General features: G+C 64.1%; 15 protein-coding genes. 10 read left to right on the top strand and 5 right to left on the bottom strand.

Translation table 11 applies throughout. The features are described 5' to 3' along the window. The first annotated feature begins 81 nt into the window (after positions 1-81). The 6 genes from L0U82_RS14280 (at position 82) to L0U82_RS14255 (ending at position 6,606) form a co-directional block, all read left to right on the top strand. On the top strand, positions 82-1,284 hold the full coding sequence (locus L0U82_RS14280; protein WP_233831816.1) for a branched-chain amino acid ABC transporter substrate-binding protein: 1,203 nt from the start codon (positions 82-84) through the stop codon (positions 1,282-1,284). 227 nt (positions 1,285-1,511) lie between these two features. Beyond that, a complete protein-coding gene (locus L0U82_RS14275) occupies positions 1,512-2,462 on the top strand; it encodes a branched-chain amino acid ABC transporter permease (protein WP_233831815.1) in 951 nt (316 codons plus the stop codon). 17 nt (positions 2,463-2,479) lie between these two features. Then, positions 2,480-3,649 (top strand): ABC transporter permease subunit, encoded by a 1,170-nt coding sequence (locus L0U82_RS14270; protein WP_233831814.1) that lies wholly within the window; start codon positions 2,480-2,482, stop codon positions 3,647-3,649. A gap of 20 nt (positions 3,650-3,669) precedes the next feature. Further along, on the top strand, positions 3,670-4,470 hold the full coding sequence (locus tag L0U82_RS14265) for an ABC transporter ATP-binding protein (protein ID WP_233831812.1): 801 nt from the start codon (positions 3,670-3,672) through the stop codon (positions 4,468-4,470). Between the two features lie 17 nt (positions 4,471-4,487). Continuing rightward, on the top strand, positions 4,488-5,192 hold the full coding sequence (locus L0U82_RS14260; RefSeq protein ID WP_442793640.1) for an ABC transporter ATP-binding protein: 705 nt from the start codon (positions 4,488-4,490) through the stop codon (positions 5,190-5,192). Positions 5,193-5,541: 349 nt separating this feature from the next. Continuing rightward, positions 5,542-6,606, top strand: coding sequence for a hypothetical protein (locus L0U82_RS14255; protein ID WP_233831810.1), 1,065 nt, complete (start codon positions 5,542-5,544; stop codon positions 6,604-6,606). 149 nt (positions 6,607-6,755) lie between these two features. Here L0U82_RS14255 and L0U82_RS14250 read toward each other — a convergent pair whose 3' ends face one another. The 3 genes from L0U82_RS14250 to L0U82_RS14240 all read right to left on the bottom strand — a co-directional run bounded on the left by L0U82_RS14250 (position 6,756) and on the right by L0U82_RS14240 (position 9,828). Then, entirely contained in the window at positions 6,756-7,226 is a 471-nt protein-coding gene (locus L0U82_RS14250; RefSeq protein WP_233831809.1) for a GNAT family acetyltransferase, read from the bottom strand. Positions 7,227-7,243: 17 nt separating this feature from the next. After that, entirely contained in the window at positions 7,244-8,428 is a 1,185-nt protein-coding gene (locus L0U82_RS14245; protein WP_233831808.1) for an acetylornithine transaminase, read from the bottom strand. A gap of 368 nt (positions 8,429-8,796) precedes the next feature. Then, positions 8,797-9,828, bottom strand: a complete 1,032-nt coding sequence (locus L0U82_RS14240; protein ID WP_233831807.1) for a CDP-6-deoxy-delta-3,4-glucoseen reductase — start codon at positions 9,826-9,828, stop codon at positions 8,797-8,799. 94 nt (positions 9,829-9,922) lie between these two features. On the opposite strand from L0U82_RS14240, the gene L0U82_RS14235 reads away from it, so the two are divergent. Beyond that, complete coding sequence (locus tag L0U82_RS14235; RefSeq protein ID WP_233831806.1) at positions 9,923-11,023, top strand: sugar nucleotide-binding protein; 1,101 nt, start codon at positions 9,923-9,925, stop codon at positions 11,021-11,023. A 200-nt stretch (positions 11,024-11,223) separates the two neighbouring features. Here L0U82_RS14235 and L0U82_RS14230 read toward each other — a convergent pair whose 3' ends face one another. Both L0U82_RS14230 and L0U82_RS14225 read right to left on the bottom strand, forming a co-directional pair. Further along, the gene (locus L0U82_RS14230) at positions 11,224-11,412 is read right to left on the bottom strand and encodes a hypothetical protein (RefSeq protein WP_233833362.1); all 189 of its coding nucleotides are present in this window, start codon (positions 11,410-11,412) and stop codon (positions 11,224-11,226) included. 169 nt (positions 11,413-11,581) lie between these two features. Further along, positions 11,582-12,292: a pseudouridine synthase gene (locus tag L0U82_RS14225; protein WP_233831804.1), complete on the bottom strand. Its 711-nt coding sequence runs from the start codon at positions 12,290-12,292 to the stop codon at positions 11,582-11,584. Between the two features lie 94 nt (positions 12,293-12,386). Here L0U82_RS14225 and L0U82_RS14220 point away from each other — a divergent pair, with 94 nt between their 5' ends. From L0U82_RS14220 to L0U82_RS14210, 3 genes are all read left to right on the top strand, one after another. Further along, complete coding sequence (locus L0U82_RS14220; protein ID WP_233831803.1) at positions 12,387-13,670, top strand: MFS transporter; 1,284 nt, start codon at positions 12,387-12,389, stop codon at positions 13,668-13,670. A gap of 204 nt (positions 13,671-13,874) precedes the next feature. After that, positions 13,875-15,047: a MurR/RpiR family transcriptional regulator gene (locus L0U82_RS14215; protein WP_326489726.1), complete on the top strand. Its 1,173-nt coding sequence runs from the start codon at positions 13,875-13,877 to the stop codon at positions 15,045-15,047. Then, entirely contained in the window at positions 15,044-16,039 is a 996-nt protein-coding gene (locus L0U82_RS14210; RefSeq protein ID WP_233831802.1) for an isoaspartyl peptidase/L-asparaginase family protein, read from the top strand. Before L0U82_RS14215 ends, L0U82_RS14210 begins: the two co-directional genes overlap by 4 nt. Positions 16,040-16,052 lie beyond the last annotated feature (13 nt).

Below are 16,052 nucleotides of genomic sequence, written 5' to 3'. Positions count from 1 at the left end.
AATTGGAGTTACAATGCGCGCGTTCTCAAGGCCTTGAGGTCCTGAACAGTGGATTTTGCAAGGCGCAGGAGACCTTACTTGATGCGAGTCAAATTTGCTTACGCCGTGTCCATCGCGGCCGCGGTTGCGATGCTGACCGCGTGCGGCAAGAAACAGGATGGCGAAGCGGGAGCGGGCGCATCGGCGGCTTCGGCTGCCGCGGTGGCCTCCGCGAGCGAAGCGACTATCGTAAAGATCGGTCATGCGGCGCCGTTGACGGGCGGAATCGCCCATCTGGGCAAAGACAACGAAAATGGGGCGCGCCTCGCGGTCGAGGAAATCAATGCGCAGGGTCTGACGATCGACGGTCGCAAGATCCAACTGCAACTCGACGCGCAGGATGACGCGGCGGACCCGAAAACGGGTACCGCCGTCGCGCAGAAGCTGGTGGACGATCACGTGGTCGCGGTGATCGGGCATCTGAACTCCGGGGTATCGATTCCCGCGTCGAAGATCTATAGCGACGCGAGCATCGTGCAGATCTCGCCGTCGTCGACGAATCCGGCGTACACGCAGCAGGGGTTCAAGACGACCTATCGCGTGGTCGCCACCGACGCGCAGCAGGGTCCGGCGCTCGCCAATTACGCGACCAAGGCGCTGGGCGCCAAACGCATCGCGGTAGTGGACGATGCGACCGCCTACGGCAAGGGTCTCGCGGACGAATTCGCGAAGACCGCCGAGGCGAGCGGAGCGAAGATCGTCGCGCGGGAAGCGACGAACGACAAGGCCACGGATTTCCGGGCCATCCTCACGAAGATCAAGAGTGTTCAGCCGGACGCAATCATGTTCGGCGGTATGGACGCGACGGGCGGGCCGTTTACGAAGCAGGCGGCGGCGCTCGGTATCAGGGCAAAAATCCTTGGCGGCGACGGTGTGTGTACCGACAAGGTAGGGGAGCTGGCGGGAACCGCCGTGCAAAACCTGGTCTGTTCGGAGGCGGGTCTCGCGCTTTCGAAAATGGACCGCGGAGCGGACTTCGAAAAGAAGTACGAGGACCGCTTCCACACGCCGGTGCAGATTTACGCGCCGTTTACGTATGACGCTGTGTACGTGATCGTCGATGCAATGAAGCGCGCTAATTCGATCGACGCGCCCAAGGTGCTGGCTGCGATGCCTTCGACCGATTACAACGGTGTAATCGGCCACATCGCGTTCGACGACAAGGGTGATTTGAAAGAGGGCGCCATTACACTTTACGACTTCAAGGACGGCAAGAAAGCAGTACTCGACGTCGTCAAGATGTGATGACGGGAAGTTGAGCCTGACGGCACCGACACCATCCAACGGTGCCGTTTTTGCATCCGCCCATGGCGAGCCCGCGACCGCATCACGGTCGTTGGGGTAAACCGGCAGCGGATAACCCTTACCGGTCTTTTATATCAGTACCCGCAGTGCCGTTGAGATTCCGTGGTACATCCGCCTACCGGCCGATGAAAAGCGTGAATCCAGTCGCACGGGCTAAGGAGCATTAAATGGATATCTTCATCCAGCAGATCCTGAATGGATTGGTGCTTGGCAGTGTCTACGCCATCATCGCACTGGGCTATACGATGGTTTACGGCATTCTGGGCATCATCAACTTCGCTCACGGCGACGTGTTGATGGTGGGCGCGATGGTCGCGCTCTCCGCCATAGGTGTGCTGCAGAACCACTTCCCCGGGCTCGGCAACGTGCCGACGCTCATCATCGCGTTGATCATCGCGGCGGCGGTTTGCTCGGTGGTCGGCTACACGATCGAGCGGGTGGCCTACCGGCCGTTGCGCCGGGCGCCGCGTCTCGCGCCGCTGATCACCGCCATCGGTGTGTCGATCCTGCTGCAGACGCTCGCGATGATGATCTGGTCGCGCAACCCGCTGCCGTTCCCGCAGCTGCTGCCTACCGATCCGATCAACGTGATCAAGGCCACCGACACGACGCCGGGCGCCGTGATCTCGATGACTGAAATCGTCATCATCGTGGTCGCGTTCCTCGTGATGGGCGGTCTGCTGCTGCTCGTGCACAAAACCAAGCTCGGCCGCGCGATGCGCGCGATCGCCGAGAACCCGAACGTCGCGAGCCTGATGGGCGTGAGCCCGAACTTCGTGATTTCGGCGACCTTCATGATCGGCTCGGCGCTGGCCGCTCTCGCCGGCGTGATGATCGCGTCCGAATACGGCAACGCGCACTTCTACATGGGCTTCATCCCCGGCCTGAAGGCCTTTACCGCGGCGGTGCTCGGCGGTATCGGCAACCTCGGCGGCGCGATGGTGGGCGGGGTGCTGCTCGGCCTCATTGAACAGTTGGGCGCCGGCTATATCGGCAATCTCACTGGCGGTGTGTTCGGCAGTAACTATCAGGACGTGTTTGCGTTCATCGTGCTGATCGTCGTGCTGGTGTTCCGTCCGTCGGGCCTGCTCGGCGAACGTGTTGCGGATCGCGCCTGATCCCGGGAGAAAAAGACATGACCTCAATTCAACCGATCGAGCCGTCCACGACGCTCATCCCCGAAAAGAACCTGGCGAAGACGCTGACTGTCGGCATCATCACGGCCATCCTCGTGATCGCCGCGCCGATCATCATCGGCTCCGCGGGCGGTAACTACTGGGTCCGCGTGCTCGACTTCGCGATGCTGTACGTGATGCTCGCGCTGGGCCTGAACGTGGTGGTCGGCTTCGCCGGCCTGCTCGATTTGGGCTACATCGCGTTCTACGCAATCGGCGCGTACGTCGCCGCGCTGCTCAGCTCGCCGCACCTCACGACGCAGTTCGAGTGGATCGCGCATCTCGCGCCGAATGGACTGCACTTCCCGATCTGGATCATCGTGCCGATCGCGATGGCGCTCGCCGCGATCTTCGGGATTCTGCTCGGCGCGCCGACGTTGCGTCTGCGTGGCGACTATCTCGCGATCGTGACCCTCGGCTTCGGGGAAATCGTGCGGATCTTCATGAACAACCTCGACCGTCCGGTGAACATCACCAACGGCCCGAAGGGGATCACCGGTATCGACCCGGTGCAGGTGGGCGGCTTCAGCCTCGCGCAGTCGCACTCGCTGTTCGGCTTCCAGTTCCCGTCGGTGTACTCGTACTACTACCTGTTCGTGCTGTGCGCGCTGTTCGTGATCTGGGTCTGTACGCGTCTGCAGCATTCGCGTATCGGCCGCGCATGGGCGGCGATCCGCGAAGACGAAATCGCCGCGAAGGCGATGGGCATCAACACCCGTAACGTGAAGCTGCTCGCGTTCGCGATGGGCGCGTCGTTCGGCGGTCTGTCGGGCGCGATGTTCGGCGCGTTCCAGGGCTTCGTGTCGCCGGAATCGTTCACGTTCTGGGAATCGGTCGTGGTGCTCGCGTGCGTGGTGCTCGGCGGCATGGGCCACATCCCCGGCGTGATCCTCGGCGCGGTGCTGCTCGCGGTGTTCCCGGAATTCCTGCGTTCGACGATGGGTCCGTTGCAGAACATGATCTTCGGTCATGAAATCGTCGATACCGAAGTGATCCGTCAGCTGCTGTACGGTCTCGCGATGGTCGTGATCATGCTGTATCGCTCGGAAGGCCTGTGGCCCGCGCCGAAGCACGAGGACAAGATCGCGAAGCTGGCCAAACGCAACGGCAAGAAGCCGGTGCGCGCCTGACGCACGCAGGGAGATAAGACATGAGCGATAACGTAAACAACAACGCAGGCAACGGCCAGATCCGTCTGTCGGTGAAAGGCGTGAACAAGCGCTTCGGCGGCCTGCAGGCCCTGTCGGATGTCGGTCTGCAGATCGAGAAAGGCACGATCTACGGTCTGATCGGCCCGAACGGCGCCGGCAAGACGACCTTCTTCAACGTGATCACGGGGCTGTACACGCCGGATTCGGGCGAATTCAAGCTCGACGGCGAGAACTACACGCCGACCGCGGTGTATCAGGTCGCGAAGGCGGGCATCGCCCGCACGTTCCAGAACATCCGTCTGTTCGGCGGCATGACCGCGCTGGAAAACGTGATGGTCGGCCGTCACGTGCGCACCAAGCACGGCCTGATCGGCGCAGTGCTGCAGACACCGTCCGAACGCAAGGAAGAGCGTGAGATCAAGGAGCGCGCGATCGAACTGCTCGACTACGTCGGCATCGCGCAATACGCGGACTACACGTCGCGCAACCTGTCGTACGGTCACCAGCGCCGTCTGGAAATCGCCCGTGCGCTGGCGACCGATCCGAAGCTGCTCGCGCTCGACGAACCGGCGGCCGGCATGAACGCAACGGAAAAGGTCGAGCTGACCAAACTGCTCGACAAGATTCGCGCTGACGGCAAGACGATCCTGCTGATCGAGCACGACGTGAAGCTGGTGATGGGTCTGTGCAACCAGATGACGGTGCTCGACTACGGCAAGGTAATCGCACAGGGTCTGCCGCAGGACGTGCAGAAGGATGCGAAGGTGATCGAAGCTTATCTGGGTGCGGGAGTCCACTGATGTCCACAACGCAAGCAATGTTGAAAATCAAGGGCCTGCAGGTCAACTACGGTGGCATCCAGGCGGTCAAGGGCATCGACCTCGAAGTCGGGCAGGGCGAACTGGTCACGCTGATCGGCGCGAACGGCGCGGGCAAGACCACGACGATGAAGGCGATCACCGGCCTGAAGGCGTACGCGGCGGGCGACATCGAGTACATGGGCCAGTCGATCAAGGGGCTGCCCGCGCACGAGCTTCTGAAGCGCGGTCTCGCGATGGTGCCGGAAGGACGCGGCATCTTCGCGCGCATGTCGATCGTCGAGAACATGCAGATGGGCGCGTATCTGCGCAACGATAAGGACGAAATCGAGAAGGACGTCGACCGTATGTTCGGCTTCTTCCCGCGTCTGAAAGAGCGTGCGTCGCAGTACGCGGGCACGCTGTCGGGCGGCGAGCAGCAAATGCTGGCGATGGCGCGCGCGATCATCTCGCGGCCGAAGCTGTTGTTGCTCGATGAACCGTCGATGGGTCTGTCGCCGATCATGGTCGAGAAGATCTTCGAAGTGGTCCGGCTGATTTCGTCCGAAGGGATGACCGTGCTGCTGGTCGAGCAGAACGCGCGTCTCGCGCTGCAGGCAGCGAATCGCGGCTATGTGATGGACTCGGGTCTCGTCACGATGTCGGGTGACGCGAAGCAGATGCTCGATGATCCGAAGGTCCGGGCGGCTTATCTGGGTGAATAAGTGGGTGAATGAGTAAGTGAATAAGCCGGCCGAATAAATTCGCCAGACAGGCAGGTTGAGCAGGTCGGCCTGATTCAGCGGCTCGACGGCATTGATAGAAAAGGCTGCATGCGTATTCCGCATGCAGCCTTTTTTTTATTGGGTTTAACCGGCCAGCAGGTATTTTTACGGTTGATCGCCAGCCCTATCTGCAGCCGGTGTGCGCGCTCGCCACCCGGCGCGCCAGTACGGAAATCGCAAAACATCCTCAAGCCCGGCCGTGATCCGCCGATATCATCAGACAAGAAGCCGTGTTTCGCCCACTGTGGCGGCACCCGGTATCCCGCTACCAACCTCGCGGTCACCAGACATGTCGACTCCTATCAGCGGCAACAACGTCCTCGGGTTGCTGAGCGTACCCAATTCTCAAGACCCGTCCGTCAGCCAGGGACAGAGCCAGTCCAGTCAGGTGGGCGCGACGCCGGACGCCAGCCTGAGCCTGAGCTCGATGCAAGTCGTCGCGTCACGCGCCGAAGTCAATGTGGGCCTGCTTGCGCAGGAGTTCGCGCAGGCGGCCAATGGCGCAACGACGGTCGATCCGTCGACTGGGATGAGCGAAGTATCGGCAACCGCGCGCACGCAGTTGAGTTCGACGCTCAACACATTGCTGGTGCAAAGCGGCTTCAGTCAGTCGCAGGCCGACGCGGCCACCAAAAGCTTCGCCGATGAACTGTCTCAAGGCGGCGCTGTCGATCTGAACGCGAGTTTCGACGAATCCACGACGGTCGCGTCGTCGATGTCGACCAGCTACGGTACCGGCTATGGTTCGCGGACGATGTCCATATCGACGGTTGCGGTCAATGAGCGCTCCGGCTCGGTCGCGATCGACTTCGATCCATCGAGCGGAAAACTGTCGATTTCGCTTGCGCAAGGGCAGGTTCAAACTGTGACGTCGACGACGGAGATATTGCGCCCAGCCGCGGCTGTTCCATCAACGTCCGGGGGCGGTCTGCCGGCCAGCGGAGATCAGGCTGGCGACAGCAACGATGCGAAAAAGCAGCAAAACTCCGCCGGATCACTCGATGGGTCCAGCGGCGCAAACAGCCTGTTGAGCGAACTGATCGCGGGACTGGGGCAGCCGAAGCTGCACGGCTCGCAGGAAGCGCTCGAACTGCTGAAGGGCGTGACCAAGGGCGCGCAAGCGGGTAACGCGAACGCGACGACCGGCGCCGGTGACGCGACTTCCGCCGCTACGACAAACACAACAGGCACGACAAGCCCGTCTGCCGATGCGCCGGTCTCCGTGACGATTGGTTTCACGCAAGCGCTGTCGATCTCGCTGCTCGATCTGAACGGTCACGGCACGACCTTGTTCAAGCGGCCCGACGGCGATACCGCCGCGATGTCGTTCGAGCCTACGCATATCGAAGCGTGAGCGTGTGACAGCGGGCGCGAGATGACGGCGCCGCGCCTGCGTGATCTTCCGGATACGCATACGCGTCCAGACTCGAAAAGAAAAAGGCTGCATGCGTATCTGAACCGACCCCGCATGCAGCCTTTTTTTGCCTGAGCACGGCGGACGCTTCAACCAGCCGGTGCCGCCTCCGCGAATTCGCCGAGCCGCTTGCCGAGACTGATCACCGCATCGGCGCGATAACCGAGCGCCTCATAGAACGCCTGAAGATCGGCCTTCGCGGACAGCACCTGCAGATTCAGCTTCGGACAGCCCAGCACGGTCAGCGCGCTTTCGACGTGCGCAACGAGCCGCGTGCCAATGCCATGACGTCGCACCGCTTGATCGACCGCCAGCGAATACATCCAGCCGCGATGCCCATCGTAGCCGCCCATCACGGTGCCGACGATGCGTTCGTCGAGCACCGCGACGAAGAACAGCTCAGGCTGCGTCGCGAGCTTGTTGGCGATCGACAGATGCGGATTGCGCTGCGGCCTCGTCATGTCCCGGTACTCGGGAAAAGCCTGCTGCCACAGTGCGACCACGGCATCGGTGTCAGCCGCGTCGAAGCGGCGGATCGATAGCGTCGTGTTGGTCGTCATCGGCGCGCTCCGTGTGATTACAGCGAGTCGAGCACCGAACGCAGCATCGCCAGCATCTGGTCGATCTCTTCGGTGGTCACATTCAGCGCCGGCATGAAGCGCAGCAGGTTCGGGCGCGCCGCGTTCAGCAACAGACCGTCCGGTTGCATCTCGCGAGCCTTTTCGACGATCTGGTTGCCGATGTCCTTGCCGAGCAGCAACGCGCGCAGCAGACCTTCGCCGCGCTCGCCCTCGAAGCCGCGCTCTTCCGACAGTTCGAGCAGCTTCGTGCGCAGATATTCGCCGCGCGCCTGCACGCCTTCGAGGAAGCCCGGCGCGACCAGTTGCGAGATCACCGAATAGCCGACCGCGGTCATCAGCGGATTGCCGTTGTAGGTGCCGCCCTGGTCGCCGGCTTCGAACACTTCGACGGCTGCCTTGCACAGCAGCGCGCCGAGCGGCACGCCGCCGCCGATGCCCTTGGCGAGCGTCATGATGTCCGGCTCGACGCCCGACAGCTCATACGCGAACAACGTGCCCGCGCGGCCGCAACCGCTTTGCACTTCATCGACGATCAGCAGCAGGTTGTGCTTCTTCGTCAGCTCGCGCAGTTGCTGCATGAATTCGCGCGACGCCGGGATCACACCGCCTTCGCCCTGAATCGGTTCGAGCATCACCGCGACGGTCTTCGCGTTGATCAGCTTTTCGACCGACGCGATGTCGTTCAGGTCCGCCTTCGGGAAGCCCGGCACTTGCGGCGCGTAGATCGTGTCCCAGCCCGGCTTGCCGCTCGCCGACATCGTCGCGAGCGTGCGGCCGTGGAAGCTGTGATCGAACGTGATGATCTCGAACGCGCCGTCCTTGAATTTCTTGCCCCACTTGCGCGCGAGCTTGATCGCGCCTTCGTTCGCCTCGGCGCCGCTGTTCGTGAAGAACACCTTGTCGAAGCAGCTGTGCTGCGTGAGCAGGCCCGCGAGCCTTGCCATCGGCTCGTTGTAGAACGCCGGCGACGGGTTGAACAGCAGCTTTGCCTGCGTGTTCAGCGCCTCGATCATGCCGTCGTTGCAATGGCCGAGACTGTTGACCGCCCAGCCCTGAATGAAATCCAGATAGCGCTTGCCGTTATTGTCGTAAATCCACGAGCCCTTGCCGTGCGTGAAAACGACTTCGGGCCGGTTCGTGATGTACATCAGCGACTCGATCGGATATTCATTGAAATTCATGACGGCAGGCTCCAGGCAAAAGGTAAAGGCAGAGTGAAGGATCAATCACGTTGGCCCGTAAAAAGGCGGCCGGAAAAACAGAAAAGCCACGGCATGCCGTGGCTTTCATGATTCGAACAGCTTGCGCCTTGTATAGCGCGAATCCGTGACGAAGCCAGCGGCGCCCCTAGGGGAGCGGCAAGCGGCGACGTCGGAGTTCGGACTGGATGCGGTTCATGCGCGAAAGAATACGACAAGGAAAGCGCCGATGTAAACTATGAATTTGCATCGGCGCTGCATCGACGCGCATTTTTTCGCGCTGTCTCGATGCTGACACGTTCAGGCGGCACAGCCCGCGTGTTTTGCGCGGGCCGTTCGATCGGCGACGATCAGACCGCGTTCGCGAGGTCGGCGGCGCTCGTGAACGAGTCCGCGTAAAACTCGTCTTCGGGCAGACCGTGATGCTGCGTGAAATCGCGCACCGCCGACTCGACCATCACCGGCGCACCGCATGCATAGACCTGATAGCCCGACAGATCGGGCAGATCTTCGATCACCGCGCGATGCACGAAGCCCGTGCGGCCTGTCCATGCGTCGCTAGCATCCGGCTCGGAGAGCACCGGCACGAATTTGAAGTTCGGAATCTCGCGCGCCCACTGCTCGGCGAGTTCGAGCAGATACAGGTCTTTCTTGCGGCGCGCGCCCCAATAGAGCGTGATCGGCCGCGTGATGTTCTTGAACACCGTGTGCTCGACGATCGCCTTCAGCGGCGCGAAGCCGGTGCCCGACGCGAGCAGCACGATCGGCTTGTCCGAGTCTTCGCGCAGGAAGAACGTGCCGAGCGGCGCTTCGAAACGCAGGATGTCGCGCTCCTTCATCGTCGAAAACACGTGGTCGGTGAAGGCGCCGCCGGGCATATGGCGGATATGCAATTCGATCGGGCCTTCGACGTGCGGCGCGTTCGCCATCGAATAGCTGCGGCGCTTGCCGTCCTTCAGGATAAATTCGAGGTACTGGCCGGCCAGATATTGCAGACGTTCGTTGGCGGGCAGTTGCAGCTTGACGACGATCACGTCGTCGGCCTTGCGCTCGATCGCGTTGACGCGGCACGGCAGCTTCTTCACTTGCACGTCGCCGACACCGGCCACTTCGCGGATGTCCACTTCGAGATCGGAACAGGCGGTCGCGCAGCACAGCAGCGCCATGCCGCGGGTCTTTTCGTCGTTCGACAACGCCGACGACGAATGCGCGCGTTGCTCGACTTCGCCGCTCACGACGGTGCCCTTGCACGAACCGCACGCGCCGTTCTTGCAGCCGTACGGCAGGCCGATGCCTTGACGCAGGGCGGCGGAGAGCACCGGTTCGTCCTGTTCTACCTGAAACTGCCGGCCGCTTTGCCGGAGCGTGACGTTAAATGCCATAGAGTGTTCGGAATCGAAAAAACAGAATCGTTAGCGGATCCGCCGGGTCGACCGCGCGGTACCTGTTGCGTGTGACGGCTACAATGCGTCCACCATGAAAGCGACACGAAACTTCCGCCGGCCGCGCGTACTGATCGTTGGATGCGGCGACGTCGGCATGCGCTGTGTGCCTCTGTTGCGGCCGCGCGCACATGTCTTCGCATTGACGAGCCATGCCGCGCGTTGCGCGGAGCTGCGCGCCGCGGGCGTGACGCCGCTCGTCGGCGATCTCGACGACCGGCGCAGCCTCAAACGGCTCGCGGGTCTCGCGCCGACGGTGCTGCATCTCGCTCCGCCGCAGAAGTCCGGTGACGGCGACCAGCGCACGCGCGCGCTGCTTGCGACACTCGCGAGGCCGGGCTTCGCGCGGGCTTGCGCGGCGGGCCTCGCACCTCGTGCCGGCGCTCGCCTCGGCGCCTCTGCCGCACGCCGAACGGCCGGTTTCGCAGCGCTGCCGGCGGTGACGCCGATCGGGCGAATACGCCGCAAGTGTGCTTCATATCGGGACGCTGAAACACCCGGTATTGTACCCGACGGGGTGTGGCGGACCGCCGCCGCGCGCGTGCCCACGCGGATCGTCTACGCCAGTACGACGGGCGTCTACGGCGACTGCGGCGGCGCGTGGATCGACGAAACGCGCACGACGCGGCCGGCCAACGCGCGCGCGAAACGGCGCGTATCGGCGGAGTCGCAATTGCGGCGCGCGACCGCGCGCGGCAGCGTAAGCGCGAGCATCGCGCGGATTCCGGGCATCTATGCGCGCAGCCGTCTGCCGCTCGCGCGGCTCGAACGACGCACGCCCGCGCTCGTCGATGTCGATGACGTCTACACCAATCACATCCACGCCGACGACCTCGCCGCGATTCTCGTGCGCCTCGCGACACATGGACGACCCGCGCGCACGATCCACGCATCCGACGATTCGTCGCTGAAAATGGCCGCGTACTTCGATGCGGTCGCCGATACGTTCGGCCTTGCGCGCGCGCCGCGCATCACGCGCGCGCAAGCGGAAACCCAGATCGAGCCGATGCTGCTGTCGTTCATGCGCGAATCGCGACGGCTCGTGAACCGGCGTCTGAAACAGGAATTGCGCGTGCGTTTGCGCTATCCGGACGTCGAGGATTTTCTGAGCGAAGTGGCGAAGGCGAGCGGCTAGCGCTCGCTTGTAGACAAGGTAACAGACGAGGCAACGAAAGCCGCGAGCGCGGCAGCGGAGCAGTTACGCAAGAGCGCAGAACAAAGCGGCAAAAAAATCCGCCTCCCGAGACATCGCTGCCTCGCAAAAACGCGCATCCGCCGCGCTGCATCGTCGGACCGCGCGCTTGCCGCATCGCGCGATCCGCTCGTGCTGCCGTGTCAGGTCAGTGACGGCAGCATTTCCAGCAGCAGGAAGCACAGCATCCCGCCGATCAAAGCGCCGATCAGGTTCGGATGGTACTTGTGCCGCAGCCGCATGATCACCAGCGAGCCGCCGACCAGCAGCAGCGCAAAACAGATAAACGCAATCATCGCCTGCGGGATCGTAATCGTGCCGTCGATATGCATGGCGCCCCTCCTTGAAACCTTTGTAGTCGTTTGTTTAAACGAGTATAGGGCGACAGGTCGGGAACGGCATGCTGCGACGCAACGCACTCTGTGCGATGCCCCGCAATGCGCGCGGCCTTTTTGCCGGCGCATCAAAGGCTTATGGTGTGACTAATGGCGCGCTAGATGTTTACCCGCTGCGCAGCGCGTCGAGACCGGCGGCGTCGAGCCATTGCCATGCGCCGGGCGCGAGCGTCGCGGGCATGACGAGGCCGCCGATCCGCTCGCGATGCAGTGCCTCGCAGCGGTTGCCGGCCGCCGCGATCATCCGCTTGACCTGATGGTATTTGCCTTCGAGCACGCTCATCGCAAGCGTGTGGGTATCGCGCGCCTCGGCATCGAGCGCGGCGCTCGGTTTGCTCTCGCCATGCAATAGCACGCCGTCACGCAGCGCGATCAGTTGCGCGTCGTCGAGCGGATGGCGCGTGGTCGCGACGTACAGCTTGGGGACCTTGCGTTTGGGCGATGTGAACTGATGCACGAACTTGCCGTCGTCGGAGAGCAGCAGTAGGCCGGTGGTGTCCTGATCGAGGCGGCCGACGCACTGCACGCCACGCTCGGCGAATTGCGGCGGCAGCAGACTGAACACACTCAGATGATGCTGCGGATCGCGCGAGCATTCGTAGCCAACGGGCTTGTTCAATAGCAGATACGCGTGCTCGCGATACGGCCATTCGACGCCGTCGACAGTGAAGCGAAACGTGTCGCCGGTGATGGCGAAATCGGCGTCGGCATCGGCGCAGACGGCGCCGTCGATGGTGACGCGCGCGTCACCGATCAACGCGCGGCATTGCCGGCGCGAACCGAAACCCTGGGTAAAGAGGATGCTTTCGAGATTCATGGCGAGCGAAGAATAACACCGCAAGAAGCGGGGCGCCTCGCGACGCCCAGTCGACGACGATGAACACCTGACGTTCAATCCCGGGAGTTCATCGATGTCCGCCACGCCATCATCGTCTTCTTCATCTTCGGCTACCGCTGCGCCCCGGTTGTCCGGCGCATTCCGGCGCCTCGCCTGGTCGAACCTGTGCGCGCAATCGGCCGAGCAGATCAGCCTCGCCGCCGCGCCGCTGGTCGCGGTGTTCGCTCTCGGCGCGAGCGCGCGCGATACCGGTCTGCTGCAAACCGCGCAGACGCTGCCGTTTTTGCTGCTGTCGATTCCGCTCGGCGTGTGGGCCGACCGCCGCTCGCGACGCGTGTTGATGACGCTCGCCGAAAGCGTGCGCGTGTGCGCGATGCTCGGTGTGCTGCTGCTGGTGCTCACGCATACGCTGAATCTGCCGCTGCTGGCCGCGCTCGGCTTCGTCGCCGCGACCGGCACGGTGGCCTACAACGTTGCGGCGCCATCGCTGGTGCCGTCGATCGTGCCGCGCGAGGCCTACGCGATTGCCAACGGCCGGCTCGAACTCGCGCGCAGCGTCGCGTATTCGGCCGGACCGGCGCTTGGTGGTTTGCTGGTCGGTTGGATCGGCGCGGGCTGGGCGTATGGCGGCGCGGCGGCCTTGTCCGCGCTCGCCGTCGCCTTGCTCGCGGGCTTGCGCGAGCCGCCGCGCGCGGCCACGCCAGCGCGCCATTTCATGCTGGAGTTGCGCGACGGCACGCGCTTCGTGCTGCGCGATCCGTTGCTGCTGCCGATGCTCGCGACCGCCGTGTTCTTCAACCTCGGCTTCTTCATCCTGCAGGCGGTGTATGTGCCGTACGCGGTGCATCGCCTCGGGCTCGGCGCGTCGGCGGTCGGCGTGACGCTCGGCGCGTACGGCGTCGGCATGGTGTGCGGCGCGCTTGCCGCGCCCGCGATCGCGCGGCGTCTCGCCTTCGGCCGCATGCTGATCATCGGGCCATGCTGCGGTCTGCTCGCGTCGCTGGTGATGGTGGCGACGCTCGTCGCGCCGTCGTTCTGGCTCGCGTTGGCGAGTTTCTTTCTGCTCGGCGCCGGGCCGATCCTGTGGGTCGTCGGCTCGACGACGCTGCGTCAGGCGATCACCCCCGAACGGATGATGGGCCGCGTGTCCGCGCTGATCAGCACCGCCACCTATGGCGCGCGTCCGGTGGGCGCGCTGCTCGGCGCGGCGCTCAGCGCGCGATGGAACGTCGATGCGTGTCTGGTCGCGGCGGCGCTTGCGTTTGTCGTGCAGGCGCTGATCATCGTGATGTCGCCGGCCGCGCGGCTGATGCGGATCCCGGAGCCGGGTGTCGAAGCAAGTGCAGCGGCGTGCTGACCACGTCGCGACATGCGGGCGCGGTGCCATGATGAAAATCCATTTTCATCGTGCCAGCGGCGGCGCGCGAATGTAAAGCCCCTTGCCTGACGGGGTTTTATCGGTAGAAACCCTCGAAAATGAAAATGAATTTTTTCTCGGAGAAGTTCTATGTAAATATACTTTCATCCATTCCGAATAGAGCGATCGCGCCTGTCCGACTGCATGATTCATCACCCGTCCGCTGTTTCGAATCCCGCCGAGCAGGCGATTGCCGCGCGCATCGTCGCGGCGCTGCCGACGCTCACACCGATTCACCGGCGCATGGGCGACTACGTGCTCGCCAATCTGTTTCGCGCGGCGACGATGCGGATCGACGAACTGGCGAGCGCCGTCGGCGCGTCGGTCGCGAGCGCGAACCGCTTTGCGCGCGCGCTCGGCTTCGACGGCTACCCGCAGTTTCGTGAAGCGCTGGTGCGCGGCTTCGAGGCGACGCTCGCGCCGGTCGAGCGGCTGCGCAGCGCGCAGGAATCGCTCGCGGCCGGCGACGATCTGGTCGATGCATCGCTCGAGCAGGCCGCCAACAATCTGCACGCGACCCGCACGTCGATCGACCGCGCAACGGCCGACGCCGCCGTCGACGCGATCATCGCCGCGCGCCGCGTGTTCATCGTCGGTTTCGGCGCGAGCGCGTTTCTCGCGGGGCTGATGGAGCACGGCTTGCTGCCGTATCACGACTACGTGCGCTCGCTCGCGGTCAGCGGCGGCCCGTCGCATGCGGCGCGGCATCTGGTGCGCTCGAACGACGGCGATCTGCTGATCGGCATCGCGTTTCCCCGTTACGTCGAAGACACGATCGAACTCGCGCGCCGCGCGGCCGGCCGCGGTGCGCGCGTGCTCGCGCTGACCGACGGCCCACGCTCGCCGCTCGCGCAATTCGCCGACCTCGCGTTGTATGTCCGCGCCGACCGGCGGCTCGCATCGAATGCCGATTCGGCCGTGCTGGCCGTGATCGAAGCGCTGTGCGACGCGGTCGCGTATCGCGCGCAACGCTCGGTGAAGGCGGCCGCCGACGTCAGCGAATTCGTGCTGCCGTGGCTGTTCGATCCGCAAAGCGGGGTGGCCAGTAGCGCGGATGAGCCGGCGCGATCGCCGGGCAAAAGCGCACGGCCGAAGGACGGCAAGGCCGTGGGCAGCAAAGCGAAGAGCACGGAAACGAAAAGCACGGAAACAAAGCGGACGGAAACGAAAAGCCTCGAAGCGAAAGCTCAACGCGTCGAGCCCAAACGCACCGAGGCCCAACGCGCGAAACTCAGCCGCGCCGAACCCGAGGCCGCGACGGCCGCCGCACATTCCCGCAATCCCCGAACAACCCGCACTCCACACTCCAAACGATGAACTCCAACGCAGTCATTGCCATTCACGGCGGGGCAGGCACGATCCTGCGCGCATCGATGTCGGCCAGCGCCGAAGCCGACTATCACGCGGCGCTCAACGCGGTGCTCGCCGCCGGTCAGCGCGTGCTCGCCGATGGCGGCAGCGCGCTCGACGCGGTCAGCGAAGCGGTGCGTCTGCTGGAAGACTGCCCGCTCTTCAACGCGGGTCACGGCGCGGTCTATACGTCGGCCGGCACGCACGAGCTCGACGCCGCGATCATGGACGGCCGTACGCTCGACGCCGGCGCGATCTGCTGCGTGACGCACGTGCGCAATCCGATTCTGGCCGCGCGCCGCGTGCTGGAGCACAGCGACCATGTGCTCTTCACCGGCGAAGGCGCGGAGGCATTCGCGGCCGCGCAGGGTCTCGAGTTCGTCGATAACAGCTACTTCGACACCGATGCGCGCTATCGCCAGTGGCAGATCGCGCGCGAGCAGCAACGCCCGATGCTCGATCACGACGGCGCGACGCTCGCGGCCGCGGCCGCAACGTCGGGCAGCAGCGAGCCCACGCCGCACGAACCGATCGATCCGAACCGCAAGTTCGGCACCGTCGGCGCGGTCGCGCTCGACCGGCACGGTCACGTGGCCGCGGCGACCTCGACGGGCGGCGTCACCAACAAGCAGGTTGGGCGCGTCGGCGACACGCCGCTGATCGGCGCGGGCTGCTACGCGGACGACGCGACCTGCGCAGTGTCGACCACCGGCTCCGGCGAAATGTTCATGCGGATGGTCGCCGCCTATGACGTCGCCGCGCAGATGGCCTATCGCGAGATCTCGCTCGAAGAAGCCGCGCACGACGTCGTGATGAATCGCCTACCGAAGATCGACGGACGCGGCGGCCTGATCGCCGTCGACGTGCGCGGCAACGTGACGTTGCCGTTCAATACCGAGGGTATGTACCGCGGCTTCGCGCGGTTGGGCGTTGCGCCGGTGACGGCGATCTATCGCTAATTGCGCGCACGCC

Source organism: Paraburkholderia sp. ZP32-5 (assembly GCF_021390495.1).
In the GTDB taxonomy this organism is placed as follows: Bacteria; Pseudomonadota; Gammaproteobacteria; order Burkholderiales; family Burkholderiaceae; genus Paraburkholderia.
Note: the sequence above shows the minus strand (reverse complement) of the source record. Positions and strands in the feature narration are given on the sequence as shown.